General features: G+C 70.6%; 24 protein-coding genes, 1 tRNA gene, 1 rRNA gene and 3 pseudogenes. 17 read left to right on the plus strand and 12 right to left on the minus strand.

Annotated features, from left to right (window positions below; translation table 11 throughout):
- Positions 1-42 precede the first annotated feature (42 nt).
- Positions 43-159: ribosomal RNA gene (gene rrf / locus KG111_RS06145) — 5S ribosomal RNA — on the plus strand.
- A gap of 93 nt (positions 160-252) precedes the next feature.
- Entirely contained in the window at positions 253-1287 is a 1035-nt protein-coding gene (locus KG111_RS06150) for a tetratricopeptide repeat protein (RefSeq protein ID WP_205293056.1), read from the plus strand.
- A gap of 63 nt (positions 1288-1350) precedes the next feature.
- Here KG111_RS06150 and KG111_RS06155 read toward each other — a convergent pair whose 3' ends face one another.
- Positions 1351-1986, minus strand: a complete 636-nt coding sequence (locus KG111_RS06155; protein WP_205293055.1) for a hypothetical protein — start codon at positions 1984-1986, stop codon at positions 1351-1353.
- A 58-nt stretch (positions 1987-2044) separates the two neighbouring features.
- Between KG111_RS06155 and KG111_RS06160 the strand changes: the two genes are divergently transcribed.
- Both KG111_RS06160 and KG111_RS06165 read left to right on the plus strand, forming a co-directional pair.
- Entirely contained in the window at positions 2045-2968 is a 924-nt protein-coding gene (locus KG111_RS06160) for an alpha/beta fold hydrolase (protein WP_205293054.1), read from the plus strand.
- A 200-nt stretch (positions 2969-3168) separates the two neighbouring features.
- On the plus strand, positions 3169-3666 hold the full coding sequence (locus KG111_RS06165; RefSeq protein ID WP_205293059.1) for a DUF3145 domain-containing protein: 498 nt from the start codon (positions 3169-3171) through the stop codon (positions 3664-3666).
- Positions 3667-3748: 82 nt separating this feature from the next.
- Here KG111_RS06165 and KG111_RS06170 read toward each other — a convergent pair whose 3' ends face one another.
- From KG111_RS06170 to KG111_RS06195, 6 genes are all read right to left on the minus strand, one after another.
- Positions 3749-5206 (minus strand): acyl-CoA carboxylase subunit beta, encoded by a 1458-nt coding sequence (locus KG111_RS06170; RefSeq protein WP_205293053.1) that lies wholly within the window; start codon positions 5204-5206, stop codon positions 3749-3751.
- Entirely contained in the window at positions 5203-6453 is a 1251-nt protein-coding gene (locus tag KG111_RS06175) for a beta-ketoacyl-[acyl-carrier-protein] synthase family protein (RefSeq protein ID WP_205293052.1), read from the minus strand. Before KG111_RS06175 ends, KG111_RS06170 begins: the two co-directional genes overlap by 4 nt.
- A 19-nt stretch (positions 6454-6472) precedes the next feature.
- Complete coding sequence (locus KG111_RS06180) at positions 6473-6718, minus strand: acyl carrier protein (RefSeq protein WP_432806877.1); 246 nt, start codon at positions 6716-6718, stop codon at positions 6473-6475.
- Between the two features lie 67 nt (positions 6719-6785).
- On the minus strand, positions 6786-7796 hold the full coding sequence (locus tag KG111_RS06185) for a beta-ketoacyl-ACP synthase III (protein WP_205293050.1): 1011 nt from the start codon (positions 7794-7796) through the stop codon (positions 6786-6788).
- A complete protein-coding gene (locus KG111_RS06190; protein ID WP_205293049.1) occupies positions 7793-8992 on the minus strand; it encodes an acyltransferase domain-containing protein in 1200 nt (399 codons plus the stop codon). Before KG111_RS06190 ends, KG111_RS06185 begins: the two co-directional genes overlap by 4 nt.
- 78 nt (positions 8993-9070) lie before the next feature.
- Positions 9071-10252 carry a PucR family transcriptional regulator gene (locus tag KG111_RS06195; RefSeq protein ID WP_205293048.1) on the minus strand — a complete coding sequence of 394 codons (1182 nt, stop codon included), beginning with the start codon at positions 10250-10252 and terminating at the stop codon, positions 9071-9073.
- A gap of 106 nt (positions 10253-10358) precedes the next feature.
- Here KG111_RS06195 and KG111_RS06200 point away from each other — a divergent pair, with 106 nt between their 5' ends.
- Positions 10359-11357, plus strand: a complete 999-nt coding sequence (locus KG111_RS06200) for an alpha/beta fold hydrolase (RefSeq protein WP_205293047.1) — start codon at positions 10359-10361, stop codon at positions 11355-11357.
- Positions 11358-11421: 64 nt separating this feature from the next.
- On the opposite strand, the gene aceE is transcribed toward KG111_RS06200, so the two are convergent.
- Entirely contained in the window at positions 11422-14226 is a 2805-nt protein-coding gene (aceE, locus tag KG111_RS06205) for a pyruvate dehydrogenase (acetyl-transferring), homodimeric type (protein ID WP_205293046.1), read from the minus strand.
- Positions 14227-14470: 244 nt separating this feature from the next.
- On the opposite strand from aceE, the gene KG111_RS06210 reads away from it, so the two are divergent.
- The 7 genes and pseudogenes from KG111_RS06210 to KG111_RS06240 all read left to right on the plus strand — a co-directional run.
- Entirely contained in the window at positions 14471-14848 is a 378-nt protein-coding gene (locus KG111_RS06210; RefSeq protein WP_205293058.1) for a DUF3052 domain-containing protein, read from the plus strand.
- 10 nt (positions 14849-14858) lie between these two features.
- A complete protein-coding gene (locus KG111_RS06215) occupies positions 14859-16496 on the plus strand; it encodes an AMP-binding protein (protein ID WP_205293045.1) in 1638 nt (545 codons plus the stop codon).
- Positions 16497-16504: 8 nt separating this feature from the next.
- Positions 16505-16996, plus strand: a complete 492-nt coding sequence (locus KG111_RS06220; RefSeq protein ID WP_205293044.1) for a peroxiredoxin — start codon at positions 16505-16507, stop codon at positions 16994-16996.
- A 251-nt stretch (positions 16997-17247) separates the two neighbouring features.
- Positions 17248-17319: transfer RNA gene (locus tag KG111_RS06225), tRNA-Val, on the plus strand.
- A 125-nt stretch (positions 17320-17444) separates the two neighbouring features.
- On the plus strand, positions 17445-18140 hold the full coding sequence (locus KG111_RS06230) for a tyrosine-type recombinase/integrase (protein WP_205293043.1): 696 nt from the start codon (positions 17445-17447) through the stop codon (positions 18138-18140).
- A gap of 19 nt (positions 18141-18159) precedes the next feature.
- Positions 18160-18270 (plus strand): annotated as a pseudogene (locus tag KG111_RS18225) (DUF3263 domain-containing protein); the annotation flags it as partial.
- A 137-nt stretch (positions 18271-18407) separates the two neighbouring features.
- Positions 18408-19046: pseudogene (locus KG111_RS06240) on the plus strand (DDE-type integrase/transposase/recombinase); the annotation flags it as partial.
- On the opposite strand, the gene KG111_RS06245 reads toward KG111_RS06240, so the two are convergent.
- Together KG111_RS06245 and KG111_RS06250 are read right to left on the minus strand one after the other, a co-directional pair.
- A complete protein-coding gene (locus tag KG111_RS06245; protein WP_205293042.1) occupies positions 19043-19459 on the minus strand; it encodes a hypothetical protein in 417 nt (138 codons plus the stop codon). The pseudogene KG111_RS06240 and the gene KG111_RS06245 overlap by 4 nt on opposite strands.
- Before the next feature lie 330 nt (positions 19460-19789).
- Entirely contained in the window at positions 19790-20611 is an 822-nt protein-coding gene (locus KG111_RS06250; RefSeq protein WP_205293041.1) for a hypothetical protein, read from the minus strand.
- Between the two features lie 642 nt (positions 20612-21253).
- Here KG111_RS06250 and KG111_RS18440 point away from each other — a divergent pair.
- From KG111_RS18440 to KG111_RS06265, 4 genes and pseudogenes are all read left to right on the plus strand, one after another.
- Positions 21254-22111: pseudogene (locus KG111_RS18440) on the plus strand (ISL3 family transposase); the annotation flags it as partial.
- Positions 22101-22586 (plus strand): transposase, encoded by a 486-nt coding sequence (locus tag KG111_RS18445; RefSeq protein WP_283770613.1) that lies wholly within the window; start codon positions 22101-22103, stop codon positions 22584-22586. The pseudogene KG111_RS18440 and the gene KG111_RS18445, both read left to right, overlap by 11 nt.
- A gap of 10 nt (positions 22587-22596) precedes the next feature.
- Positions 22597-22983, plus strand: coding sequence for a hypothetical protein (locus KG111_RS06260; protein ID WP_205292966.1), 387 nt, complete (start codon positions 22597-22599; stop codon positions 22981-22983).
- Between the two features lie 318 nt (positions 22984-23301).
- Positions 23302-23466: a hypothetical protein gene (locus KG111_RS06265; RefSeq protein ID WP_205292967.1), complete on the plus strand. Its 165-nt coding sequence runs from the start codon at positions 23302-23304 to the stop codon at positions 23464-23466.
- Between the two features lie 347 nt (positions 23467-23813).
- Here the strand turns inward: KG111_RS06265 and KG111_RS06270 are convergent, their stop codons facing one another.
- Positions 23814-24170, minus strand: coding sequence for a hypothetical protein (locus KG111_RS06270; RefSeq protein WP_205292968.1), 357 nt, complete (start codon positions 24168-24170; stop codon positions 23814-23816).
- Between the two features lie 200 nt (positions 24171-24370).
- Between KG111_RS06270 and KG111_RS06275 the strand changes: the two genes are divergently transcribed.
- A complete protein-coding gene (locus KG111_RS06275; protein WP_205292969.1) occupies positions 24371-25924 on the plus strand; it encodes an AMP-binding protein in 1554 nt (517 codons plus the stop codon).
- On the opposite strand, the gene KG111_RS06280 is transcribed toward KG111_RS06275, so the two are convergent.
- On the minus strand, positions 25891-26472 hold the full coding sequence (locus tag KG111_RS06280; protein ID WP_205292970.1) for a hypothetical protein: 582 nt from the start codon (positions 26470-26472) through the stop codon (positions 25891-25893). The genes KG111_RS06275 and KG111_RS06280 overlap by 34 nt on opposite strands.
- Between the last annotated feature and the right edge of the window lie 10 nt (positions 26473-26482).

Below are 26482 nucleotides of genomic sequence, written 5' to 3' on the forward strand. Positions count from 1 at the left end.
CACCACACCCCTGTGGGCTGGTGGAGTGAGGGTTCATAGAGTTACGGCGGCCATAGCGGCAGGGAAACACCCGGTCCCATCCCGAACCCGGAAGTTAAGCCTGCCAGCGCCGATGGTACTGCAGCCGAGAGGCTGTGGGAGAGTAGGACGCCGCCGGACAAACATTCAGGTAGAGGCCACCTTCGGGTGGCCTCTACTCTGTTTTGCAGACATCATTTACTCAATAGCGACACGACGTTCAGGGAGACTCCCGTGGCAGACCAGCGTGGACGGCGCGATGGCGCGCCCAAGAAGGCGGACCCCCGAGGGGGCGGCCCCCGCAAGGCCGGCGCGCCCTCGCGCGGCGCCGGCAGCGAGCGCGGCGCACAGGGCCGCGGCAAGGCCGGGCAGGACCGCCGGACGTCGGATCGCAAGCCCGGCGACCGGAGCCCGGCCGACCGCACCGAGCGCGACCGGAAGCCCGGTGAGCGCCGGCAGGACGACCGCCGGCAGGGCGAGCGGCGCGGCCCCTCGGCCGGCCGTGGACCGGAGCGGGGCGCCGGTGCGCGTCGTATGGACTCCCGCGACGCAGCTCCGAAGCGTGAGCGTGCGGTGGACCAGGAGACCTACGACGGTCCCGTGATCCCCGATGACGTCACCGGTGCCGAGCTGAGCCCGTCGGTGCGCGCACACCTCAAGGGCCTGCCCGAGAAGCTGGCCGCCCGCGTGGCACGCCACCTCGCGGCCGCGGGTCGCATCGTCGACGAGGACCCGGAGACGGCGTACAAGCACACGCTGGCCGCGAAGGCCCGCGCGCCGCGGATCGCGGTGGTGCGCGAGGCCGTGGGCGAGTCCGCCTACGCCGCCGGCCACTACGCCGAGGCGCTCTCGGAGCTGCGTGCCGCCAAGCGGATGAACGGCGCGACGTCGTACCTGCCGATCATGGCGGACTGCCACCGCGCGCTGGGGAACCCCACCCGTGCGCTGGAGCTGGCCAAGAGCCCGTCGGTCGCCCGGTTCGCGCCCGAGGCCAAGGCCGAGATGACCATCGTCGAGGCCGGCGCCCGTCGTGACATGGGGCAGCTCGACGCCGCCTTGCGGACGCTCGAGGTCGCGCCGCTGAACAACAAGAGCCGGGAGTCCTGGGTCGTCCGGCTGCGCTACGCCTACGCCGACACCCTCGAGCAGGCCGGCCGGCTCAACGACGCGCTGACGTGGTTCCACAAGACCAACGCGATCGACGCCGAGGAGCTCACCGACGCCGCGGAGCGTGCCGAGGACCTCGAGAAGCGCGTCGAGCGCGACTGATGTGACCGACTGACGAAATGGGCGTCCGGCGCTTGCCGGTCGTCGACGTGCCCCGGTGCCGGCTCAGCCGGCGTCGGGGCGCGCGTTCATCGTGACGATGACCTGCTGGTAGCCGGCCGGCTGCGTGCCGAACCGGATGTCCTCGCGGTAGCCGAGGCTGACCCGGTCGATCACCGCGATGGTCGCCTGGTCGGCCTCCACCCGCAGCACGATCGAGTCGCCACCCACCATCCGGGCGCCCTCGGTGTCCACGAGATCGGCACAGAACTGCTCCGGCCGGGTGGTCACGCCGACGGTGCCGCGCCGGCACAGCAGCGGCGAGATGCGCATCTCGGCGCTGCTGGTGGCGTGCACCTTCACCCCTGACAGTCGCAGGGTGCGGCCGTCCGGGGCGCCGTACACGCCGATGTAGAGCGGGGTGCCTGCGACGCCGTCCGCGGTGATGGTGCGGTCGCTGGTGGCCAGCTCCGCCGGCGTCGTCGCGTACCAGACGGTCCAGCCGGCGAGCACGGCCAGGGCCAGCACGGACACCGCCACGCGCCACCGCCGGGAGGCGAACGACGGCCGGGGGACGTGCGGAGCGAGATCGCCGGGCTGCCGGGGCTCTCGGGGCTCTCGGGGCTGCTCGTGCGGCTCCTGGCGCCGGACCCGCCAGCGTCCGGGCGCGGGCTTGGCCGGCGCGTCATCCCCCACGGTCATGGTCGAACCATAGGACAACGTCCCCGCGGACGTGACGAACCTGTCACAATCTCGCTCCATGAGGCTTGGCCTACGCATTCCCCAGCAGCCCCGGCGCCCGACGCTGGAGGGCAGCGTGGCCGTGCGCGGCAAGCGCCGCCTGAGCTTCGCCGAGTACGGCGCACCGCGCGGACCGGCGCTGGTGTGGCTGCACGGCACGCCCGGCGGCCGGCGGCAGATCCCCGTCGACGCGCGCTCCTACGCCGAGGAGACCGGGGTGCGCATCATCGGCGTCGACCGCCCCGGCATCGGCTCCTCGACCCCGCACCTGTACCCGGACGTGGCCGACTGGACCGAGGACCTGGCACTCCTGCTGGATGCCCTGGGCATCGAGCGCGCCCGCGTCATCGGCCTCTCCGGTGGCGGGCCCTATGCCCTGGCCGCCGGTGCGATGTTGCCGCACCGGATCGACGGGGTCGGCGTGCTGGGTGGCGTCGCGCCCACCCGCGGCCCCGACGCCGCCGAGGGCGGTCTGATCAGCATCGCGGTGCACGCGGCGCCGCTGCTGGCCGCGGCGCGGGTTCCGGTCGGGCTCGCGCTGACCAACGCGATCCGGGTGGTCAAACCGCTCGCCGGGCCCGCGATCGACCTCTACGCCGCGTTCCAGCCCGACGGGGACCGGAAGCTGCTCGCGCGCCCTGAGTTCCGCGCGATGTTCCTCGACGACCTGCTGAACGGCTCCCGTTTCCAGACGTCGGCGCCGGTCGCCGACCTGGTGCTCTTCACCCGTGACTGGGGCTTCCGCCTGGCCGATGTCGCGGTCCCGGTGCGCTGGTGGCACGGCGATGACGACCACATCGTGCCCTTCGCGCACGGCGTGCACTGCGTGTCTCGTCTGCCGTCGGCGACGCTGACCCCGATCGACGGCGAGAGCCACCTGGGCGGTCTGGGGATCGGACAGATGGTGATGCAGGAGATGATGGCAGCCGACCTGAGCCTCTGAGTACGCAGGACACGGCCCGAAAGCCTGGCCTCAGGCCGTCTCATGGGCCACAATGGGCGTCATAACTACACAGATGTCACTCATCCGATGGTGACCCACCTGTTTCACGACGATCCGACCGAGGAGACCGAGACCGCTGGGGAAGGCGTATCTCGCGCCGGAGGTAGGAAGCAGTCGAGGAGTTCGTGGTGACCGGAAGCATGAGTGCAACAAGGGGCGTCTTCTACGTCCACTCTGCGCCGTCCGCGCTGTGCCCTCACATCGAGTGGGCAGTGGGCGGTGTACTTGGCGTCGCCGTGAACCCGCACTGGACACCGCAGCCGGCACAGCCCGGCAGCTACCGGTGCGAGTTCTCCTGGACCGGCAAGGCGGGTGCGGCGGCGGAGATGGCCTCTGCCCTGCGGGGCTGGAACCACCTGCGGTTCGAGATCACCGAGGAACCGACGTCCTCCACGGAGGGCGCGCGCTACTCGTACACCCCGGACCTCGGCGTCTTCCACGCCGTCACGGGCCTCCACGGGGACATCATGATCCCCGAGGACCGGCTCAAGGCGGCCGTCGTACGCGCAGCGCTCGGCGAGGTGACGTTGGAGAACGAGATCGACAAGCTGCTCGGCAAGCCCTGGGACGACGAGCTGGAGACCTTCCGGCACGCCGGCGAGGGCGCACCGGTCCGCTGGCTCCACCAGGTGGTCTGACCCCGTAGGCGAGAAACAGATCGGCCCGGCTCGTGTCCACGAGCCGGGCCGATCTGCGTTCTGGGGCCAGGAGGCGCTCCGCTCAGAGCGGGATGTTGCCGTGCGCCCCGCGTCGTACGCCGTGCTGGTGCACCTCGGCGACCAGGGCCGCCGCGAGCGCGGTGCGGGTCCGGGCGGGCTCCACGATCTCGTCGATCACGCCGATCTCCACGGCACGCTCCACGCCGCCGGCGATCCGCTCGTGCTCCTCGGCCAGCTCCGCCTCGACCTGCTCACGCAGCTCGGGGGCGACCTCCGCCAGGCGGCGGCGGTGCAGGATCCGGACCGCGGCCAGCGGACCCATCACCGCGATCTCCGCGCCGGGCCACGCGAACACGCGGGTGGCGCCCAGGGAGCGGGAGTTCATCGCGATGTACGCGCCGCCGTAGGACTTGCGGGTGACCAGGGTGACCCGGGGCACCGAGCACTCGGCGAACGCGTGCAGCAGCTTCGCGCCGCGTCGTACGACGCCGTCCCACTCCTGCCCGACGCCGGGCAGGTAGCCGGGGACGTCGACCACGACCAGCAGCGGGATGCCGAACGCGTCGCAGGTACGCACGAACCGGGAGGCCTTCTCCGCCGAGGGCGAGTCCAGGCAGCCGCCGAGGCGCAGCGGGTTGTTGGCCACCACGCCCACGGTGCGCCCGCCCATGCGGCCCAGCGCGGTGACGATGTTGGGCGCCCAGCCGGCGTGCAGCTCCACCGAGGTGCCCTCGTCGAGGATGCCCTCGACCAGCGGGTGCACGTCGTAGGCCCGCTTGCGGTTCTCCGGCAGGATCGCGGCGAGGTCGCGGTCCGCGACGCTGGCGATGTCCACCCGGCCCTGTGCGCCCATCAGGACCGCGATGCTGCGGGCCTTCTCGAGCGCGTCCTGCTCGGTGGGGGAGACCACGTGCACGACGCCGGAGCGCCGGCCGTGCGGCTCGGGTCCGCCGAGGCGGAGCATGTCCACCGCCTCGCCGGTCACCGAGCGGACCACGTCGGGGCCGGTGACGAAGATCCGGCCCTCGGGGCCGAGGATGACGACATCGGTCAGCGCCGGGCCGTAGGCCGCACCGCCCGCCGCGGGCCCGAGCACCACGGAGATCTGCGGCACGACGCCCGAGGCCCGGGTCATCACCTCGAAGATCCGGCCGACGGCATGCAGGGAGAGCACGCCCTCGGCGAGGCGCGCGCCGCCGGAGTGCCACAGCCCGATGATCGGGATGCGGTCGGTCAGCGCGCGATGGTAGGCGTCGACGACCACGGTGCAGCCGTCGTTGCCCATCGCGCCACCCATGACGGTGGCGTCCGAGCAGAACGCCACCACGCGGGCGCCGTCGACCGTGCCGGTCGCGGCGACCATGCCGCAGTCGGGGTCACTGGACGGGAGGAGTTCCAGTGACCCCGAGTCGAGGAGTGCGGTCAACCGCTTGACGGGGTGACGAGGGTCGTCCTCCCGCGCGGGCTTGACGGCACCGGAGGTGGTGCTGGGGGGAGTGGTGCTGGTGGTCACGGTCATCCCATCGTCCCGAAGAGCACGGCGACGTTGGCACCGCCGAAGCCGAACGAGTTGTTGAGGGCGGCGATGTCGCCCTGCGGAAGGTCCCGCGGCTTGGTGGCCACGTCGAGCTCGACCCGCGGGTCCTGGTCGTCGAGGTTGATCGTCGGGGGCGCCACCCGGTGGTGCAGGGCGAGCACGGTCGCGACGCCCTCCAGGGCGCCGGCGCCGCCGAGCAGGTGCCCGGTCATCGACTTGGTGCTGGTGACGACCAGGTCGTTGGCGCGGGAGCCGAGCACGGCGTGCAGCATCAGCGACTCCGCGACGTCGCCCTGGGGCGTGGACGTCGCGTGTGCGTTGACGTGCACGAGGTCGGCGGGGTCGATGCCCGAGTCGCGCAGCGCGGCCCGGATGGCACGCGTCCCACCGCGGCCCTCGGGGTCAGGCTGGGCGATGTCGTGGGCGTCCGCGGTGATGCCGGTGCCGAGCAGCTCGGCGTAGATCCGGGCGCCGCGCGCCTGGGCGTGCTCGAGCGACTCCAGCACCAGCGCGCCGGCCCCCTCGCCCAGGACGAAGCCGTCCCGCGCGGTGTCGAAGGGCCGGGAGACCGTCGTCGGGTCCCCGGCGTTCTTCGACAGCGCCATCATGTTGGCGAAGGCCGAGATCGGCAGCGGGTGGATGGCCGCCTCGGTGCCGCCGGCGAGCGCGACGTCGACCCGGCCGAGCCGGATCTGGTCGGCCGCCAGGGCGATCGCCTCGTTGCCCGAGGCGCACGCCGAGACCGGGGTGTTCACCGGTCCGCGGGCGCCGAGGCGCAGGCTGATGGTCGCCGCGGGGGCGTTGGGCATGAGCATCGGGATCGAGATCGGGGAGACCCGCCGCGGTCCCTTCTCGAGCAGCGTCGAGTGGTTGCTCAGCAGCGTGTGCACGCCGCCGATGCCGGAGGCGAACGCGACGCCGAAGCGGTCGCCGTCCAGCTCACCGGCCTCCTTGGCCGCATCCAGCCCGGAGTCCGCCCAGGCCTCGAGCGAGGCGACGAGCGCCAGCTGCGAGGTGCGGTCCAGGCGCCGGGCCACGACCCGGTCCAGGACGTCGGTCGGGTCGACGGCCGCGGGGGCGCCGATGGTCACGGGCAGCCCGTCGGCGATCTCGCCCAGCTGGCGGACGCCGGAGCGTCCAGCCAGCATCGCTTCCCAGGTGCTGGCGGTGTCGCCACCGAGCGGGCTCGTGGTGCCCAGCCCGGTGACGACGACGCGAGTGCGCGACATGGCTTCGGTCACGTCCGCGTCAGGCCGCGATGTTGCGCTCGATGAACGCGACCGCGTCGCCGACCGTCTTGAGGTTCTTGACCTGGTCGTCGGGGATGGTGACGCCGAACTTCTCCTCGGCCTCGACGACGACCTCGACCATCGACAGCGAGTCGACGTCCAGGTCGTCGCTGAAGGACTTGTCGAGCTGCACGCTGTCGGCGGGGATACCGGCGACCTCGTTGACGATGTCGGCGAGGGCGGCGCGGATCTCTTCGGTGCTCATTTTCATCTCCATGGTGTTGTTGAGGGTTGCGTGATGGTGCCGAGAATCTGGGGGGATCGCGGAGCGATCAGGGGACGACGACGACCTGCGCGGCGTACGACAGCCCGGCGCCGAAGGCGACCAGCAGCGCGGTGTCGCCGGAGCGTGCCTGCCCTTCGGTGATCATGCGGTGCAGCGCCAGCGGGATCGAGGCCGCCGAGGTGTTGCCGGTGTCGACGATGTCGCGGGCGACCTGCACCGACGGCGGCAGGCCCATCGTGCGCACCATCGTGTCGGTGATCCGGTTGTTGGCCTGGTGCGGCACGAAGCAGTCGAGCTCGTCCACGGTGATCCCGGCCCGGTCGAGCGCCTGCTGGGCCACCTTCGCCATCGAGTACGACGCCCAGCGGAAGACCGAGTTGCCCTTCATGACCAGGTGCGGCATCCGGGGGGAGTCCGAGGCCACCACGTCGCGCCAGTCCTCACGCGAGCGGATGTGGTCGTAGTGCTCGCCGTCGGAGCCCCAGACGACGGGACCGATGCCGGGGGTCTCGGAGGGCCCGACCACGACCGCACCGGCGCCGTCGGCGAACAGGAACGCGGTGCCGCGGTCGGTGACGTCGGTGACGTCGGAGAGCCGCTCGACGCCGATCACCAGCGCGTAGCCGGCGCTGCCGGCGCGGACCATGTCGCTGGCCAGCGCCACGCCGTGGCAGAACCCGGCGCAGGCGGCGGAGACGTCGAACGCGGCCGCCTGCTCGGTGCCCAGCTCGTGGGCGATCGCGGTCGCCGCGGAGGGGGTCTGGAGCATGTGCGAGACCGTGGCCACGATGACGCAGTCGACCTGGCCGGCGGCGATGCCGGCGGAGGCGAGCGCCTCGGTCGCGGCGGCGACGCTCATCGACACCAGGGTCTCGGACTCGTCGGCGATCCGGCGCGAGCGGATGCCGGAGCGCTGCTGGATCCACTCGTCGCTGGAGTCGATCGCCTCGACCAGCTCCGCGTTCGGCACCACCCGGGCGGGCCGGTAGGCCCCGACGCCGAGCAGCCGGGTCGCCGCGGGGCCGGTGGCCTGGCGGATGGTCTTCGTTGCGCTCATGCGGGCACGGCCGTCGGGTGCAGGCGCAGCAGCGGCTGGCCGGGGGCGACGGGGTCGCCGTCCTCCACGAGCCACTCCACCACCTGGCCGCCGTGGACGGCCGTCACGGAGAACCGGTCGCGCAGGCTCGCCACGTCGCCGATGGTGACGCCCGGCTCGAGCATCTCGGTGGCGGCGGCGTCGGGGGAGCGGTGGAACACGCCCTTGGCCGGGGAGACAACCATCCGCCACGAGGGGCTGGCGTCGATCATCGACTCCTCGCCGTGGCTGCGGCAGAACGCGCGTGCGTCGTCGATCTGGTCGGGGGTGTTGAGGGAGAACGTCTCCACGCTCATCCCGCGGTCGCGGAAGTACCGTTTGGCGATCCCGGTCAGCGTGCCGGCCGGCGGCATCTCCAGCAGCCCGGTGACCCCGATGTCGGCCATCGTCTCCAGGCACAGGTCCCAGCGGACCGGACGGGCGATCTGGCCGACGATGCGGCGCAGCACGTCCGCGCCGTCGTGGACGACGGTGCCGTCGGTGTTGGAGATGAAGCGGGTGCGCGGGTCGTGCACCGAGACCGAGCGGGCTAGCCGCGCGACGTGGTCCGCCGCGGGCGCCATGTGCGGGGAGTGGAAGGCGCCGGCGACCTGCAGCGGGCGCACCCGCGCCTTCGCCGGGGCGTTGGCGGCGAGCTCCTCGAGCTGCGCCATCGTGCCGGCGGCGACGATCTGGCCGGGCCCGTTGTCGTTGGCGGCGGTCAGGCCGTGCGCGGCGATGGCGGCCAGCACCTCGTCGCGGTCCCCGCCCAGCACGGCGGTCATCCCGGTCGGCATGACCGCGGAGGCGTCCGCCATGGCCTTGCCGCGCTCGCGGACCAGCACCATCGCCTGCTCGGCGGTGATCACCCGCGCGCCCACCGCGGCGGTGATCTCACCGACGCTGTGGCCGGCGACCGCACCCAGGCGGGTGAAGGCGTCGGCGGGGTGCGGGTAGAGGGCGAGCGAGGTGACCAGGCCGGCTCCGACCAGCAGCGGCTGGGCGATCGCGGTGTCACGGATCGTCTCCGCGTCCGCCTCGGTGCCGTAGTGCGCGAGGTCCATGCCGGCGACCGTGGAGAGCCACTCCAGACGGGTGGCGAAGGTGGGGTCCTCCAGCCAGGGGGACAGGAATCCGGGGGTCTGTGCCCCTTGCCCAGGGGCCACGATGACGAGCACGGTGCAAGCCTGCCGTCATCTGGCCCCGAACGGTGGCTACGCCACGAACGAATCTGACGCCGCGGCGTTGTGAGATCCCTACAACGCCGCTTGCCGGCCCAGGATCAGGGCGAGCTGCAGCGCCAGTGCGTCGCGGGGCACCGACGGCGTGAGGCCGGTCAGGTCGCCGATCTGGCCCAGCCGGTAGCGCACCGTGTTGGCGTGCACGAACAGGCCGCGGGCGGTCGCCTCGATGCCGGCGCCGTTGGCGAAGTAGGCCACCAGCGTCTCGACCAGCTCGCCGCGGGCCTCGGCCAGCGGGCGGTAGACCTGCTCGACGGCGTCGATGCGGGCCGACTCGTCGCCGGCCAGGATCCGCTCCGGCAGCAGGTCGTGCGCGGAGACCGGGCGTGGCGCGTCCGGCCAACCGACCGCGGCCCGCAGGGCACCGAGCGCCACCGTCGCCGAGACGTGGGCCTGGGAGAGGTCGCCGGCCACCGGGCCGACGACGACCGCGCCCTTGCCGAACGAGCCCTCCACGGCCGCGGCGTCCTTCTCCGGGTCGGTCACGCCGCCCAGGATCACCACCAGCAGGTGGCCCTGCACCGCGCTGAGCGCGTCGAGCTCGCGCTCGCGGGCGGCGCGTCGTACCTCGTCGAAGACGCCGGTCTGGGTCTCCGCGGCCTCCTCGGGAGCCGGGCCGGCGACGACCACGACCCGCCCGCGCGAGGACCAGCCCACTGCGCTGGCCCTCGACAGCACCGACTCGTCGGTCTCCGCGCGCAGCACGGCGTCCACGGCCAGCGCCTCCAGCCGGGCGTCCCAGCGGCCGCGGACCTCCGCCGCCCGGGCGTAGACCTCCGCGGTCGCGAAGGCGATCTCCCGGCCGTAGCGCAGCACCCCGGCGTGCACGTCGGCGAACACCTCGGCGTCGAGGAGCCGCTCGATGTTGCGCTCCACCTCGTCGATCGTGAGCCGGATCAGCTCGACCGTCTGGCGCAGGTCGATCACGCGGGCCATCGCGCGCGGCGCGACACCGAAGACGTGGATCATCGCGTCCTGCTCGGGGTCGCTTCCGCCACCGTCGGCGAACCAGTCGACGAACCCCTTCACGCCCGCGTGAACGATCATCCCGACCCAGGAGCGGTCCTCGGCGCTCAGCGCGCCGAACCACGCCAGGTCGGTCTCCATCCGGGCGATCGCCGCGGCGCCGAGCGAGCCGGATGCCGCACGGAGCTGGCGGGTGGCGTCAGCCCGCTCCGCGGGCCCGGTGGGGGACATGGGGACAGCGTAGGACGCGTCACACTCGGCCCACTCCGGGTGTGGGGCAGGTCGCAGCGTGCTTGAATCGAACGTCACATCTCCCACGCATGTGAGAGGCACGCCCATGGCCGCCAGCACGTACAGTGCGCCGCAGGACCAGGCAGGCAAGCACGAGCTGCAGTACGTCGTGCTGCACGGCAAGCGCCGTGCGTACCTCAAGGCGGGCCGGGGGCCGGCGCTCCTGCTGCTGCACGGGCTGGGGTGTGACCACACCACCTGGCTGCCGGTCATCGACGAGCTCGCCAAGCGCTACACGGTGATCGCGCCGGACTTCCTCGGCCACGGGGCCTCCGACAAGCCGCGCGCCGACTACTCCGTCGCGGGCTACGCCAACGGGATGCGGGACCTGCTCACCGTGCTGGGCATCGACAAGGCCACGGTGGTGGGCCACAGCTTCGGCGGCGGTGTCGCGCTGCAGTTCGGCTACCAGTTCCCCGAGCGCACGCAGCGGATCGTCGTGGTGGCCACCGGCGGCTTCGGCCCCGAGGTCACCCCGTTCATCAAGCTGATCCAGGCGCCGGGCTGGTCGGCTGCGATGGGCGTCCTCACCCTGCCCGGGATCCGGCACCTGGAGCTCGCCGCGATGCGCACCGCGGCCCAGCTGCCCGGTCCGGCGCGCAAATACGTGCGCGACCTCGGCGAGGTGGCCGCGATCGTCGACTCCTGGAAGGACCGGCGCACCCGGTACGCGATCCGGCACCTGGTGCGGGCGGTGATCGACTGGCGAGGGCAGGTCGTGACCATCGCCGACCGCGCCTACCTGACCGAGGTGATGCCGATCGCCGTGGTGTGGGGCCGCGACGACCAGGTGATCCCGGTGCGGCACGCCAGCATCGCGGCGTTCCTGGCCCCGCAGGCCCACGTCGAGGTCATCCCGGACTCCGGGCACTTCCCGCACAAGGACCACCCCGAGCAGTTCGTGGCGATCCTCAACGAGTTCATCGCCACCACCGAGCCCGCGACGTACAACCGCGCGCGGTTCCGCAGGATGCTCAAGGCGGGCGGGGCCGCCCGGCCCGCGCCGCTGGTCAGCGTCGAGGCGGCCGACGGCGCTCCCGCCTGAACGCGACGGCGCCCGGCCACCCCTCGCGGGGTGACCGGGCGCCGTCGTCGTGGCGGGAGGCGGGTCAGGCCGCGCCGCCCTCCTGGCTGCGGTCGGCGACCGCGGTCGGGTCGTCGATCCGGTACTTCGCGAGCGCCTCACCGACGCGGGCGGGGTCGATCTCCCCGGACTCCGCGAGCGCGGACAGCGCCTGCACGACCACCGACTCCGCGTCGATCTGGAAGAACCGGCGCGCGGCCGGGCGGGTGTCGGCGAAGCCGAAGCCGTCCGCTCCGAGCACCCGGTAGTCGGCCGGCACCCACGGCGAGATCTGCAGCGGCACGGCGGCCATGTAGTCCGAGACCGCCACCACGGGCGCGGTGTCGTCGCCGAGCGCCTCGGTGACGTACGCCGTACGGGGCGCCTCGTCGGGGTGCAGCAGGTTCCACTTCCCGGTCTCGACGCCGTCGCGGGCGAGCTCGTTCCACGAGGTGACCGACCAGGTCTCCGCGCGCACGCCCCAGTCCTCGGCGAGCAGGCGGCGCGCCTCGTCGATCCACGGGAAGCCGACGCCCGAGGCGAGCAGCCGCACGCGGGGGCCCTCGCCCTGCTCGACCTCGGTGACCCGGTACATGCCCTTGAGCAGCCCCGCCACGTCGAGGTCCGCCGGCTCGGCCGGCTGCGGGACGGGCTCGTTGTAGACGGTCATGTAGAAGATGACGTCCTCACCCTGGGGGTGCTCCTCGGTGGAGCCGTACATCCGCTCCAGGCCCGAGCGCATGATGTGCGCGACCTCGTAGCTGAACGCCGGGTCGTAGTGCACGACCGCGGGGTTCGTGGACGCCAGCAGCGGGGAGTGCCCGTCCGCGTGCTGCAGGCCCTCGCCGGTCAGCGTGGTGCGGCCCGCGGTCGCGCCGACCAGGAAGCCGCGCGCGAGCTGGTCGGCCATCGCCCAGATCTGGTCGCCGGTGCGCTGGAAACCGAACATCGAGTAGAAGATGTAGAACGGGATCATCTGCTCGCCGTGGGTCGTGTACGACGACCCGGCAGCGATCGCCGAGGCCATCGCGCCCGCCTCGGAGATGCCCTCGTGGAGCAGCTGGCCCTGCGGCGACATCTTGTACTGCAGCAGCATGTTGCGGTCGACGGACTCGAAGGTCTGTCCGAGCGGGTCGTAGACCTTGGCCGAGGGGAACATCGAGTCCATGCCGAACGTGCGGTACTCGTCGGGCGCGATCGGGACGATCCGCTTGCCGATCTCCGGGTCCTTCATCCAGTCCCGGAGCAGGCGGACCGCGGCCATCGTGGTGGCCACCTTGTGGTTGCCCGCACCCTTGCGCAGCTCCGCGTAGACGGAGTCGCCCGGCAGGGTCAGCATCTTCGAGCGGTTGACCCGCTTCGGCAGGGAGCCGCCGAGCTGGCGACGCCGCTCGAGCATGTACTCGATCTCCGGGGAGTCGGCCCCGGGGTGGAAGAACGGCGCGGTGCCGTTCGCCTCGTAGGCGCTCTCCAGGTCCCGGTCGCTGATCGGCAGGTAGAGCCGGTCGCGGAACTTCTTCAGGTCGTCCTTGGTCAGCTTCTTCATCTGGTGGGTGGCGTTCTTGCCCTCCAGGGCGTCGATCGTCCAGCCCTTGATGGTGTGCGCCAGGATCACCGTCGGCTGCCCGACCGTCTTGGTCGCCGCGTCGAACGCCGCGTACACCTTGCGGTAGTCGTGGCCCCCGCGCGGCAGCTTCTCGATCTGCCGGTCGGACATGTGCTCGACCATCGCGCGCAGCCGCGGGTCGGGGCCGAAGAAGTGCTCACGGTTGTAGGCACCGGACTCGACCGAGAAGGTCTGGAACGCACCGTCGGGGGTGGAGTTCATCTTGTTGACCAGCACGCCGTCGACGTCGCGGGCCAGCAGCGCGTCCCACTCGCGGCCCCACACGACCTTGATCACGTTCCAGCCGGCGCCACGGAAGTTGGCCTCCAGCTCCTGGATGATCTTGCCGTTGCCGGTCACCGGGCCGTCCAGCTGCTGCAGGTTGCAGTTGATCACCCAGGTGAGGTTGTCCAGCTCCTCGCGGGCGGCGACCCGGATCGCACCGAGCGACTCGGGCTCGGCCATCTCGCCGTCGCCGAGGAACGCCCAGACCCGCTGGTCGGAGGTGTCCTTGATGCCGCGGCCGGCCAGGTAGCGGTTGAACCGCGCCTGGTAGATCGAGTTGATCCCGGCCAGGCCCATCGAGACCGTCGGGAACTCCCAGAACTCCGGCATCAGCCGCGGGTGCGGGTACGACGACAGGCCGGCGCCCGGACCGTGCTGCACCTCCTGGCGGAACCGGAGCAGCTGCTGCTCGCTCAGCCGGCCCTCGAGGAAGGCGCGGGCGTAGATGCCGGGGGAGGCGTGGCCCTGGAGGAAGAGCTGGTCACCGCCGCCGGGGTGGTCCTTGCCGCGGAAGAAGTGGTTGAAGCCGACCTCGTAGAGGCTCGCGCTGGACTGGTAGGTGGCGATGTGGCCGCCGACCTCCAGGCCCTTGCGGTTCGCGCTGGAGACCGTGACGGCCGCGTTCCAGCGGATGTAGGAGCGGATGCGGCGCTCGGTCTCCTCGTCGCCGGGGAACCACGGCTCCCGCTCCGGGGGGATGGTGTTGATGTAGTCGGTGCTGCGCAGGGCCGGCACTCCGACCTGCTTCTGGCGCGCCCGCTCCAACAGCCGCAGCATGACGTAGCGGGCGCGCTCGCGCCCGCGCTCGTCGATCAGGGCGTTGAACGAGTCGATCCAGTCCTGGGTCTCGTCCGGGTCGATGTCGGGAAGCTGGGTCGGGAGGCCCTCGTGGATCACGGTGGCGGACGAACCCACGGAGGCGGCCGGGGTGGGGCCTGAGGTAGGGGTGTCGGTGGTCACGTACCCATCGTCCCACCCTGGGAGCAAGCAGAAAATCTACCCGCGAGTATCGGACGGTCGGGCCCGAAGCGGCCCGCAGGGTTGCGCCACACCACCCGACTCCGCTGGACTGTCCCTCGACCCGCGTCAGCGGAGACGTCGTACGGCCCGAAGCGAACCCGAAGATCCACTTGGAGGAAGCACCGTGACATCGACCGCCACCGGCGGCTCCAGCTCATCTGACCCGACCGGACCCGCCGAGCGGATGGGGCTCAAGCCCGGCATGGTGGTCCAGGAGCTCGGCTGGGACAACGACACCGACGACGAGCTCCGGGTCGCCATGGAGAACGTCATCGACGCGGACCTGGTCGACGGCGAGTACGGCAACGTGGTGGACGCCGTGGTGCTGTGGTGGCGCGACGACGACGGCGACCTCGTCGACGGCCTGGTCGACTCCCTGACCGACCTGGTCGGTGGCGGCGTCATCTGGCTGCTCACCCCGAAGGTGGGCCGGCCCGGCGCCGTGGACCCCGCCGACATCGCGGAGGCGGCCCCCATCGCCGGCCTGTCCCAGACCACGGCGGCGACCGTGAGCAAGGACTGGGCCGCCACCCGACTCGTCGCTCCCAAGACCGTCGGCTGACAATACGAGCATGGGGACCATCGTCACTGGGGTGAAGGACGCTGGGACCAGTCTGCGGATCCTGGCCGAGTCGGGCATCGTGCGCCCGTACTCGCCGGTGGTGCTCGCGGGCCTGGTCAAGGCGCTGAAGCAGTGGAGCACCACGCCCGCCGGCGGCTTCAAGACGATCGCGCTGCGTGCTCCCGACCGCACCGCGATCATCGACGAGCACGGCTCGATCACCTACGGCGAGCTCCACGAGCGCAGCAACGCGCTGGCGCACGGGCTGCGCGAGAGGGGGGTGCGCCCCGGCGACGGGGTGGCGCTGATGTGCCGCAACCACCGCGGCTTCATCGAGGCCTCGATCGCGATCAGCAAGCTCGGCGCCGACGTCCTCTACCTCAACACCGCCTTCGCCGGCCCGCAGCTGGCCGACGTGCTGGAGCGCGAGCAGCCGCGGGTGGTGGTGCACGACGAGGAGTTCACCAAGCTGCTCTCGGACGCCCCCATCGAGCACCGGGTGCTGGCGTGGACCGACGGTGAGCCGAGCGAGGACAGCCTCGAGGGCATCGTCGCCGCGCAGGTCGCGGCCGGCCGCACCGAGGACCTCCGCCCGCCGGGCCACCGCGGCCGCACGGTCATCCTGACCTCCGGCACCACCGGCACCCCCAAGGGCGCCCCCCGCCCGCAGGGCGGGATCCCGGCGGCGATCTCCATCCTGTCCCGGATGCCGCTGCGCAGCGGCTGGAAGTGCTACATCGCGGCGCCGCTGTTCCACACCTGGGGTTTCGCGCACTACCAGCTGATGATGATGCTCGGCACCACCGTCGTGCTGCGCCGCAAGTTCGACCCCGAGGGGGCGCTGCGGCTGCTGAACGAGGAGCGCTGCGACTCCTTCGCGGTGATCCCGGTGATGCTGCAGCGGATCCTGGCGCTGGACGAGAAGGTCCTCGACGCCTACCCGCTCCCCGAGCTGAAGGCGGTCGCCTCGTCCGGTTCCGCCCTTCCCGGCGACCTGCCGACGCGGTGGATGGACCGGTACGGCGACAACCTGTACTCCGTCTACGGCTCCACCGAGATCGCGTGGGCCTCGATCGCCTCGCCCGCCGACCTGCGGGAGGCACCGGGCACCGCCGGGCGGCTGCCGCACAAGACCGTGATCCGGATCCTCGACCCCGACGGCAACGACGTGCCGACGGGGGAGTCGGGGCGGATCTTCGTCGGCAACGACCTGCAGATCGAGAGCTACACCGGCGGCGGCGGCAAGGAGGTCGTCGACGGGTTGATGGCCTCCGGAGACGTCGGCCGCATGGACGCCGAGGGCCGCCTCTTCGTCGAGGGCCGCGACGACGAGATGATCGTCTCCGGCGGCGAGAACGTCTTCCCCAAGGAGGTCGAGGACTGTCTCGCCTCCCACGAGAGCGTGGACGAGGTCGCGGCGATCGGCGTCGACGACGACGACTTCGGCCAGCGGCTGCTGGCGTTCGTGGTGCCGGTACCCGGGACCGACGGCTCCGAGGAGCTGGCCGAGCAGCTCAAGGGTCACGTCAAGGAGAAGCTGGCCCGTTACAAGGTGCCCCGCGAGATCGTCTTCCTCGACGAGCTGCCCCGCAACGCGACGGGGAAGGTGCTCAAGCGGGAGTTGCCTGCCACCGAGCCGGCCGAGTGAGGCCTGAGGTGGCCACGACCCCAGGGGCTCCGGGCACCGCGGCCGGGATCCCCCTGGGTGGCCTCGCCCCCGACTTCACGCTGCGCGACCAGTTCGGCCAGGACGTCACGCTGTCGTCGTACCGGGGGCACAAGGCGGTGGCGCTGGTGTTCTACCCGTTCGCGTTCAGCGGCGTGTGCACCGGCGAGATGAGCTTCATCCGCAACCACCTCGACGACTTCCTCACCTTCGGCACCGAGGTGCTGGCGCTGTCGTGCGACCCGGTCTACGCGCTGCGGGCGTTCAGCGACACCGACGGGCTCAACTTCGGGCTGCTCAGCGACTTCTGGCCGCACGGCGAGGTCGCCCGCGCGTACGGCGTGTTCGACGAGGTCGCCGGCTGTCCCGAGCGCTCCTCCTACGTGGTGGACCGCGACGGGCGGCTGGTGTGGTCGGTGCACCAGCGCAAGTCGGAGGCCCGGGACCTCACCGCGCTGCTCACCGCGCTGCACGAGGCCTAGGTCCCTCGTCCCTGGGCGCCTGGTTACTTCGGATCAATTTCAACGAAATCTCCCCGAATCGTTGGCATCCGATGTGCGGGGTGGCTACAGTTCCTCACGTCGAACCGCTGGCGACCCGAGACGCCGGCGGTTCGACGCTTTTTTGCCGCACCTGCGCCGGTCCCGGCCCGTCGAGGTCATGCCGCGGTCTCGCCGCGGTGTCCGTGTTTCCTCCGCGGGCGCGGGCTTGGGTACTCTTTCGCTCGCTTCACGGGCGTATAGCTCAGCGGTAGAGCCCCTCGCTTACAACGAGGTGGTCGGGGGTTCGATCCCCTCTGCGCCCACCGCCAACTCCATATCTCCGGGCTGACCTGCGGAAACTGTCGGGCCCCTCCCGTAGCATCGAACACGCGTTCGAAGCCACGGCGGTGCCAGACCACCTATCCCGCCCACCCGGAGACCACCCCCGATGACCGAAGCCCGCGCACTCCGCGCACTCTTCCCCTCCTGGATCCTCGCCATGGAGGCCGTCAACAAGAGCCCCCGCACCGTCGAGGGCGACACCGCGTCCCTCGAGCTCTTCGCCCGCTGGCTCGAGGACAACGACCACCCCGTCGACCCCGACGAGATCACCGCCCGGCTGCTGCGCACCTGGATCGTCGAGCTTGTCGACACCAGGTCGGCCTCCACCGACCGCACCCGGTGGAACGGACTCCGATCGTTCTTCGCCTGGGCGGCCGAGGAGCATGAGCGGGCCCGCGAACTGCTCGTGGTCGGGAAGGGCAACCGGGAGCGGATCGTGGTGTTCGTGGCGCGCACCGCGCGGGCGTTCGACCGATACCTGCGGATGCGGGCCCGGTCGAAGTACGCCGAGGGTCCATGGCTGTGGATCTCCGGGAAGGACGGGAAGGCGCTGACGACGAACGCGGTGCAGCAGATGATGAAGCGCCGCGGCGCGGCCGCCGGGGTGCCGGAGCTGCACACCCACATGTTCCGGCACGGCTTCGCCGACGCCTGGCTGGCCTCAGGCGGCAACGAGGGGGACCTGATGGAGCTGGCGGGGTGGCGCTCGCGGCAGATGCTGGCGCGGTACGGCGCGGGGAACCGTGCGCGGCGTGCTCGGGAGGCCTATCAGGGGCGGTCGCCGATGGACAACCTCGGATGAGTGTTCCGTCGCGCACGACATGCAGTTGACCGACACCGAGAAGGCCATCCTCGACTTCGAGCGCGGCTTGTGGAAGTACCCGGGCGCGAAGGAGTCGGCGATCCGCGAGTACTTAGGACTGAGCGCGACGCTCTATCACCGCAAGGTGAACCTGCTCATCGACCGGCACGCCGCCGACAGCCTACGACCCGCTCGGCGTACGCCGGCTCCGGCGCCTGCGGGAGCAGCGCCGCCGGCAACGGGCCGCGGTGGCGGCGCCGTTCGCCGAATCGCGCGACCGGTGAGCCGATCCGTCGCTATGAGCACCAGCGGCCCGGCGACCTGCTCCACGTCAACGTCAAGAAGCTCGGCAAGGTCCCCGACGGCGGCGGCTGGCGCTAAGTCGGACGCCGGCAAGGCGAGAAGAACCGCGCAGCGACACCGGGCAAACCCCGCAACAAGTGCCGCGGCCCGCTCATCGGTACCTGCTACCTGCACACCGTCATCGACGACCACTCCCGCGTCGCCTACATCGAAGCACGTGACGACGAGACGAGCCAGACCGCAACCGAGATCCTCAAGAACGCTGTCGCCTGGTTCGCCGAACGCGGGGTCACCGTGCAGCGAGTGCTGTCCGACAACGGCAGCTGCTACAAGTCCCACCTGTGGCGCGACACCTGCGCCGACCTCGAGATCACCGCGAAGAAGACCCGCCCCTACCGACCCCAGACCAACGGCAAGATCGACCGCTTCCACCGCACCCTGGCCGAAGGCTGGGCGTTCAAGACGTTCTACAACTTCGAATCAGCCCGCCTCGCCGCCCTGCCAGCATGGGTCCACGAGTACAACCACTACCGACCCCACTCAGCAATCGGGAAAGCCGCCCCCATCACCAGGTTGGACAACCTGGCTCGGCATCACACCTAGAGGTGCTCAGGCAGCATCGGCGGCGCCGGACAATCCGCGCCTGATGCCCACTTGGCGTAGATCGCGCCGATCAGCGCAGCGAAGAATCTGACGAGTTCTCCTGACTCCTCCGCCGAGAGAACCTCGGCGATAGGCACGTGCACGGAAACGCCGCTCTTCGTTTTCAACATTCGCCGGCGGTCGAGATCGTCTCTAATGGCTAGATAAAGAAAGGGATCAGCTGGGATGAGGTGCTCGCGAACCCAAGCACGCCATTCCGGGTCCTCGGCCAAAGCGTCCCACCCCGCCTCAAGAGCACTGACGTGACGCGACGCGGCCGAGTCCGCGAGCCACGCGGTGTTAATCAGGTGTCCAAGCCGGTACTTTGCGCGCGCCGACGATGTGTCCTCGGGCCGCTCCACCCAGTCATCCATCTCAGCAGCATAGTGGCCAAAACGTCGACGGCGCCTGAAACTGCCCCCTTACTCGCGACGGAGTTCCAGCGTCACGTCACTCTCAGAACGACGGCTTCGCGACAGTCCCGGCAAGTCGATGTCGGAAACCGAGCAACGGCCGCGGGCGCCGACCGCACCGAACCACTCCATCGCGATTGATCCACATCGGCGACAGCTAGGAGATGATCCGGGCGCGCGTCGGCGCGGTCGAGGGAAGCAAGCCCTCGAAAGCGCTGGCGCCTGCTCATCGGCTGGACGAGTCCCAAGGTGCCTACGGGCGAATGCACACCCAATGGCCCTAACCAATGGTCACATGCCCCTCACCCATGCAGCGATACTCAATCCACCGAGATGTCGCAGAGAGAATCCCATGGTGCAACTGCAGGCTCCAGCCCAAACCGCCGCGCTTATAACCGTCGCGGACGCGGTCATGTCCAGCGCCATCGGGCCCACCTCCCCCTCACCCAGCCATCCCCACACAGGCGCAGCCGGAAGTGCGCATGCCAGGAACCGTCCGATCATGCTGTCAGACGCCGCGGCGACCGTTGGCAACAAAACCAGCATCGTCGTGTGCACCACAACGGCGAAGCGCTGACTACCCAGTATGAGCGCGAATGCAAAGCCAAGTAGGACTGCGTAGGCACTCCCCCCGAGCAGCAGCAACAAGGGCTTCCACAACGTTACGGGATCGCCAACCTCCCGGCTGACACCCGACCTAGCCACAGCGCTCGTGATCGCAACGATCAGGCCGGATGCGAGGCCGATCGCCACGGTCACGCCCCAGGCGTAAGTGGCGGAAGCCAGCAGATGTAGGCGTGCCTGAATCCCGTGCCCGGAAAGAAAGCAGTCTCGAATCACGTGCAGGGCCAGGCCACCAGTTCGATGTACAACTTCCGAGTTCAGACTGGCGTGACGGTCGAGTTCCACGGTCCGTGCAAGGCTGGGACCGACGTGCGCATCGGACAAGAGTGGCTCGGCATTGGGCACCTCGGCTACGCCCAGTGCACAGTTCAACATGAGAATGGCCCTTGTGACCGTTGGCGAGTGAGAATCAACTTCTCGGAACTGAGGAACGGCGACGGTGACACCGACTACGCCGTCCGAAAAATCACATGTCACGAGATCGGTCACACCGCAGGGATGGCGCACTACGGAAATGGTGATCCTTATGTGACTTCACCTGACGCGCCCGCTAACAGTTGCCTCCGATCGGGCCACTTTGGTGGCGGGCAGGCCTGGACGCGCACATACGGTCCGCATCACATCGACCACGTTCAAGACTGGTGGTGAGGAACAAACATGATGACTCTTATCGGCAAGCATGCGGGACGCTCCCAGCGGTTCCTGTTGGGTGCGGTGGCGTCGATCGTCGCCGCCGCCGGATTAGTGACTGCGTGCTCAGGTGGCGACGATGCCGTCGATGCGCGCTCTGCCCACACTCGGTCTGACGCGTCGGCCCGAATCGATTTTACCGTTCTAGATATCGGTGCGGGAGACTCCTATGTCTTCCCTTCGCCCAGTGCGTTGCTTTCGCGACCCGAAGTCGAAATCGCCGTCAGTGGCGCGATAGACGGGGTGGAGGATGGGCCGACCGTGCTCGAGTCTGAGTCGGGCTTGGGATATCCCGATCTGAGAGAGAGGTTCGCTGTGGTCAGAATTAAGGGGCTCATCACAGTTGAGGGTGTAGCGCGGGTTGGCGTGGCGGTCCCGGGATAGGCGTCGAGGTCTCCCGAAGATGAAGGCTCCTACACGCTCATCTCGAAAGACCTCGACGTGCCCGACGCTACCGTCGGCGACCGCTCGCATGCGTTCGCCCACCCCGATCTGTCCACCTTCTGCCGACTCGATGAGCTCGGCCTCGTCGTCACCGGCCAGCGCCTCGAACCCGGTCGCGCGGTCCTCGCATGCCGGGTCCTTGAGCCCGACCAGTGGTGCCGCCGCTGCGGCTGCGAAGGGGCACCGCGCGACACCGTGACCCGACAGTTGGCCCACGAACCGCTCGGGTGGCGGCCCACGACGCTGATCGTCACGATCCGTCGCTACCGGTGCAGCGGCTGCGGTCACGTGTGGCGCCAAGACACCAGCCGTGCGGCTGAGCCGCGCGCGAAGCTGTCGCGCCGTGGGCTGCGGTGGGCACTCGAAGGAGTGGTGGTCGCCCACCTCACCGTCGCCCGGGTCGCCGAGGCACTCGGGGTCGCCTGGGGCACCGCGAACGACGCAGTCCTGGCCGAGGGCAAGCGGGCCCTGATCGACGACCCGGCCCGCTTCAACGGCGTGAAGGTTGTCGGCGTCGATGAGCACGTCTGGCGTCACACCAAGAAGGGCGACAAGTACGTCACCGTGATCATCGATCTCACCCCGGTCCGCGACGGCACCGGACCCGCGCGGCTGCTGGACATGGTCGAGGGCCGCTCGAAGCAGGCCTTCAAGACCTGGCTCGCCGCCCGCCCCGACGCCTGGCGCCAGGGCGTGGAGGTCGTCGCGATGGACGGGTTCAGCGGGTTCAAGACCGCCACCACCGAGGAACTCCCCGACGCGGTCGCGGTCATGGATCCCTTCCACGTGGTGCGCCTGGCCGGCGACGCGCTGGATCGGTGCCGACGCGCGGGTCCAGCAGGCCATCCACGGCCACCGCGGACACAAGGGCGACCCGCTCTACGGGGCCCGGCGCACCCTGCACACCGGCGCCGGGCTGCTCACCGACAAGCAGACCGCCCGACTCGCCGCGCTCTTCGCCGTCGATGCGCATGTTGAGGTCGAGGCAACCTGGGGCATCTACCAGCAGATGATCGCCGCCTACCGCGACGAGGACCGCGGCCGTGGCCGGGCACAGATGGTCAAGCTCATCGAGGCGGTCAGCGCAGGCGTCCCCAAGGCCCTCAGCGAGGTCGTCACCCTCGGTCGGACGCTGAAGAAGCGTGCCGACGACGTGCTGGCCTACTTCGACCGACCGGGCACCAGCAACGGGCCAACGGAGGCGATCAACGGCAGGCTCGAGCACCTCCGCGGATCCGCGCTCGGGTTCCGCAACCTCACCAACTACATCGCCAGGAGCCTGCTGGAGACCGGTGGCTTCAGGCCGCGCCTACACCCTGGATTCGGATGAGCCAATTAAGGTGGACGCGACCTACCGGAACCTCGTGAAGGGCGCCGAGACCGATTTCGTCTATGTTGCGCTCTCCCGAGGCGTCGAGGTAATCGACCGAAATGGAGAGGCGGCACGTCCGGAAGGGGCACCTTCGACCATCACCTCGGTCAACGTCTTCGACAAGGCGTTGCCCCTGGGTACCCGGGTCGTTGTGATGGGAGAGCAATGGGCGCCCCCCGCAAGGGGAGAGGTCGTTGCCCCGTCGTCTCTCAAACACCCCGCCGCACCTGTTGCTCGAGGAGGCCACCCTCAAACCTTCGCTTTAGAAACTGAGGATGGTGGAATTATGAGCGGATGGCCCGATTACACCTTCAACGAACTGACGCGCGCCGCCGAGGAGGGCGCGCGCGGTTGAGGTGAGCTTTCGCAGTTTATGGTTCCCCTCACAGTACTTTCGAGGCAAGTTCCACGACTTCGTACGACAGTCCCGCCGCGCACCGCCCCGCCACCCTCGCAAGGTGGCGGGGGCGGTCGTGCGCCTAGTACGGGTTAGGTGACGTCGCCCGGCGCCAAGCGCTGGCGACCTTGCCGGCCATCGGGTGTGAGATAGCAGCGTCCAGCGAGCGCATCAAACGCACGATCGCGAAGAACTTCGGCCAGATCGACAAGCTGCTCGAGAAGTCGTAGCCGCCCGCCTTGTCGACACCATGCGCGCCATCCGGGGCCGCAGCGCTTGACGAACCGCGTAGCTGGCTCCACCGGCACCCCCGGCACCCCCGGCACCCCCGGCACCGCCGGCACCGCCGGCACCACCGACAACATCGCCCGCTGCGTGCTCGAACAGCTCGACGTGCCCGACAAGATCGCCGCGCAGCGACTTATCAGCCTCGACGCCTGACCGACGGCATGGTCCTGGGCGTACGACATCGCCGAGCTCCCCGCCGTGTTGTGGGTCGACGAAGCGATGGTCCACGCCCGGGTGCCGACCGTCACCGAGGGCTGAGGGGATGGAGATCCAGCGCCGGCTCGATGCCGCGGAGTCTTGTTTCCCCGATGCGGTCTACGGCGATGTCAAGTGGGACGACGGGGGCGAGTCCTGGTGGGACGAGGGCCGCTCAGCGCGACCACATAGTTGTCGCCACAACGGCGCGCCCGGCGCGGTGTTTCCGCAGGTTGCCACAGTGGCTAGTTCCGTCTCCCTCGCAACGAGGTGGTCGGGGCTTCAATCCCTTCTGCGTCCACCGATCAGACGCGTCCGGCACGCCGGTCGCGCCCGGCGTGCCTGGTGCGCCGGTGCCCGGCGATCCCGGTGCCGGCGGCGCCGAGCAGGACGACGACGCCCGCGATCCCGGCGGCCGCGGCCAGCCGGAACCGCTCCCGGCCGGCCTCGCGGCACGACGCGGCCACGGTGTCGTCGTTCACCGGGTCCGGCTCGCCCCCGGGGATGTTGTCGGCGCCGTTCAACGCGGTGTCGTACGGCGCCAGGCAGTCGTAGGTGTCCTCGCCGTGCCGGCCGTGGTCGATGGACGGGTTGTCCATCGCGAGCCAGACGAAGATGCAGAGCAGGACGGCGCCGGCGAGGGCGAGCAGACGTGGTCGCACCAGGCGCCTCCGGAGTCGTTGCGCGGACCGTGGGCCGGTCCCGGTCCGCGGCACGCTAGCGGATCGGCGGCCTGCTCGCTGACCGCTCGGCGCAGCAGAGCGGCCGTTCGTCGTACCGGCCGTTTCGCCGGCGGCCCGGCCGACCAGGGGTCTCCTAGGGTGTCTGCCGTCACGTTCGACCAGCAGTTCCCGGAGGCAGCATGTTCGTCCCGTTCAGCGTCAACGACTTCCTCGACCGCGCGGTGCAGGTCTACGGCGAGCGGGTGGGCGTGGTCGACGAGCCCTCGCAGCCGGCGCCCAGCCAGGGCGAGCTCACCTACGCCCAGATGGGCGACCTCGCGCGCCGCCAGGCCGCGAAGCTCGACGAGCTCGGCATCGGGGTGGGGGAGCGGGTGGCCATGGTCAGCCACAACTCCAGCCGGCTGCTGACCTCCTTCTACGGCGTCGCCGGCTGGGGCCGCGTGCTGGTGCCGATCAACTTCCGGCTCAGCCCCGACGAGGTGCAGTACATCGTCGAGCAGTCCGGTGCCCGGGTGCTGTACGTCGACCCGGAGGTCGCCGAGCACCTCGCCGGCGTCACCTGTGAGCACAAGTTCGTGATCGGCGAGGACGACGACCTCTATGCCGCCCCCGGCACCGAGCCGAAGCCGTGGGAACACGACGAGTCCGCCACCGCCACCATCAACTACACCTCCGGCACCACCGCCCGGCCCAAGGGCGTGCAGATCACCCACCGCAACATCTGGACCAACGCGATGACCTTCGGCCTGCACGCGCAGGCCGGCGACCGCGACGTCTACCTGCACACCCTGCCGATGTTCCACGCCAACGGCTGGGGCTGGCCGTTCGTGGCCACCGGCGTCGGCGCCAAGCACGTCGTGATCCGCAAGATCGACGGCGCCGAGATCCTGCGCCGGGTCCGTGACCACGGCGTCACCGTCATGTGCGCGGCGCCCGCCGTCGCCGCGGCCGTGCTCGAGGCCGCCCAGGACTGGGACGGCGAGATCCCCGGCCGCGACCGGGTGCGGATCATCATGGCCGGCGCCCCGCCGCCCACGAAGACCGTGATCCGGGTCCAGGAGGAGCTCGGCTGGGAGTTCATCCAGATCTACGGCCTCACCGAGACCTCCCCGCTGCTCACCTTCAACCGCACCCGGGCGGAGTGGGACGACCTGTCGGCGCAGGAGCGCGCGAGCCTGCTGACCCGTGCCGGGGCGCCGGCGATCGGCGTCACCCTCAAGATCGACGAGTCCGAGGAGGGGGCCGGCGAGGTCCTCGCCCGCTCCAACGTCGTGCTGGAGGGCTACTGGGAGAAGCCGCAGGAGACCGCGGCGGCCCTGGCCGACGGCTGGTTCCACACCGGCGACGGCGGCTACCTCGGCGAGGACGGCTACCTGACGATCGCGGACCGCAAGAAGGACGTCATCATCACCGGCGGCGAGAACGTCACCTCGATCGAGGTCGAGGACACCCTCTTCTCCCACCCCGAGGTCGCCGAGGTCGCCGTCATCGGCGTGCCCAGCGAGAAGTGGGGCGAGACCATCAAGGCGCTCGTCGTGCTCAGCGCCGGCGCCGAGGCGGGCCCCGAGAAGGAGGCCGAGCTGATCCGCTGGTGCAAGGACCGCCTCGCCGGCTACAAGGCGCCGACCTCGGTGGAGTTCCGCGACGAGCTGGCCCGCACCGCGACCGGCAAGCTGCAGAAGTTCAAGCTGCGCGCCCCCTACTGGGAGGGCCGCACCCGCCAGGTGAACTGAGTCGCCGGGACGAGCGTGGCCGACCATCCGGCGTCGCGCCACGCCTCGACCCGCTCGCTCGCCCACGCCGCGGCGGCCGGCGAGTCGCCCTCGACGACGTCGACCGCCGTGGCCGGCACGGGCCCCGTGCTGTCGGGCTCGCCGCCTGGGGCGGGGTCGGACAGCGGCTGGCCGCTGATCGGGTCGCGCAGGTCGGCGCCGCCGTCCACGCAGGTCACCCGGGTCAGGCCGATGCCGAGCCGGCCCTGGTGCAGCGCCAGGCTCAGCGCCGCGATGCCGGCGTCGCCGTACCCGACGACGGAGAGCTGGTCCGGCGGGTGCACCGAGGACTCGCGGGCGTAGCGCACCGAGCGCAGCAGGTCGCGGCCGTCGCTCCACCGCGGCACCAGCACCCGCGCACCGCTGCGGTTCGCGATCCGGCTCGCCAGCGCGGCGACCTCCTCGGCGTCGGAGCCGGTGCGTGCAGCGGGGTGCCACAGCAGCAGCGTGTCCGCGTTGGGGTGACCGTGCACGGAGACCTGGAGGCCGGTTGCCTGGGGAGAGACCACGTCCCCACCG

This window comes from Nocardioides faecalis (assembly GCF_018388425.1).
In the GTDB taxonomy this organism is placed as follows: Bacteria; Actinomycetota; Actinomycetes; order Propionibacteriales; family Nocardioidaceae; genus Nocardioides; species Nocardioides faecalis.

Excerpts from the sequence above, each read along its gene's own strand:
- KG111_RS06185 (WP_205293050.1), bottom strand. The coding sequence starts at position 7,796 with ATGAGCGCAACGAAGACCATCCGCCAGGCCACCGGCCCCGCGGCGACC.
- KG111_RS06155 (WP_205293055.1), bottom strand. The coding sequence starts at position 1,986 with ATGACCGTGGGGGATGACGCGCCGGCCAAGCCCGCGCCCGGACGCTGG.
- KG111_RS06245 (WP_205293042.1), bottom strand. The coding sequence starts at position 19,459 with ATGGATGACTGGGTGGAGCGGCCCGAGGACACATCGTCGGCGCGCGCA.
- KG111_RS06200 (WP_205293047.1), top strand. The coding sequence starts at position 10,359 with ATGGCCGCCAGCACGTACAGTGCGCCGCAGGACCAGGCAGGCAAGCAC.
- KG111_RS06195 (WP_205293048.1), bottom strand. The coding sequence starts at position 10,252 with ATGTCCCCCACCGGGCCCGCGGAGCGGGCTGACGCCACCCGCCAGCTC.
- KG111_RS06215 (WP_205293045.1), top strand. The coding sequence starts at position 14,859 with ATGGGGACCATCGTCACTGGGGTGAAGGACGCTGGGACCAGTCTGCGG.
- KG111_RS06170 (WP_205293053.1), bottom strand. The coding sequence starts at position 5,206 with ATGACCGTGACCACCAGCACCACTCCCCCCAGCACCACCTCCGGTGCC.
- KG111_RS06275 (WP_205292969.1), top strand. The coding sequence starts at position 24,371 with ATGTTCGTCCCGTTCAGCGTCAACGACTTCCTCGACCGCGCGGTGCAG.
- KG111_RS06165 (WP_205293059.1), top strand. The coding sequence starts at position 3,169 with ATGAGTGCAACAAGGGGCGTCTTCTACGTCCACTCTGCGCCGTCCGCG.
- KG111_RS06180 (WP_432806877.1), bottom strand. The coding sequence starts at position 6,718 with ATGAGCACCGAAGAGATCCGCGCCGCCCTCGCCGACATCGTCAACGAG.
- KG111_RS06230 (WP_205293043.1), top strand. The coding sequence starts at position 17,445 with ATGACCGAAGCCCGCGCACTCCGCGCACTCTTCCCCTCCTGGATCCTC.
- KG111_RS06160 (WP_205293054.1), top strand. The coding sequence starts at position 2,045 with ATGAGGCTTGGCCTACGCATTCCCCAGCAGCCCCGGCGCCCGACGCTG.
- KG111_RS06210 (WP_205293058.1), top strand. The coding sequence starts at position 14,471 with ATGGGGCTCAAGCCCGGCATGGTGGTCCAGGAGCTCGGCTGGGACAAC.
- KG111_RS06175 (WP_205293052.1), bottom strand. The coding sequence starts at position 6,453 with ATGTCGCGCACTCGCGTCGTCGTCACCGGGCTGGGCACCACGAGCCCG.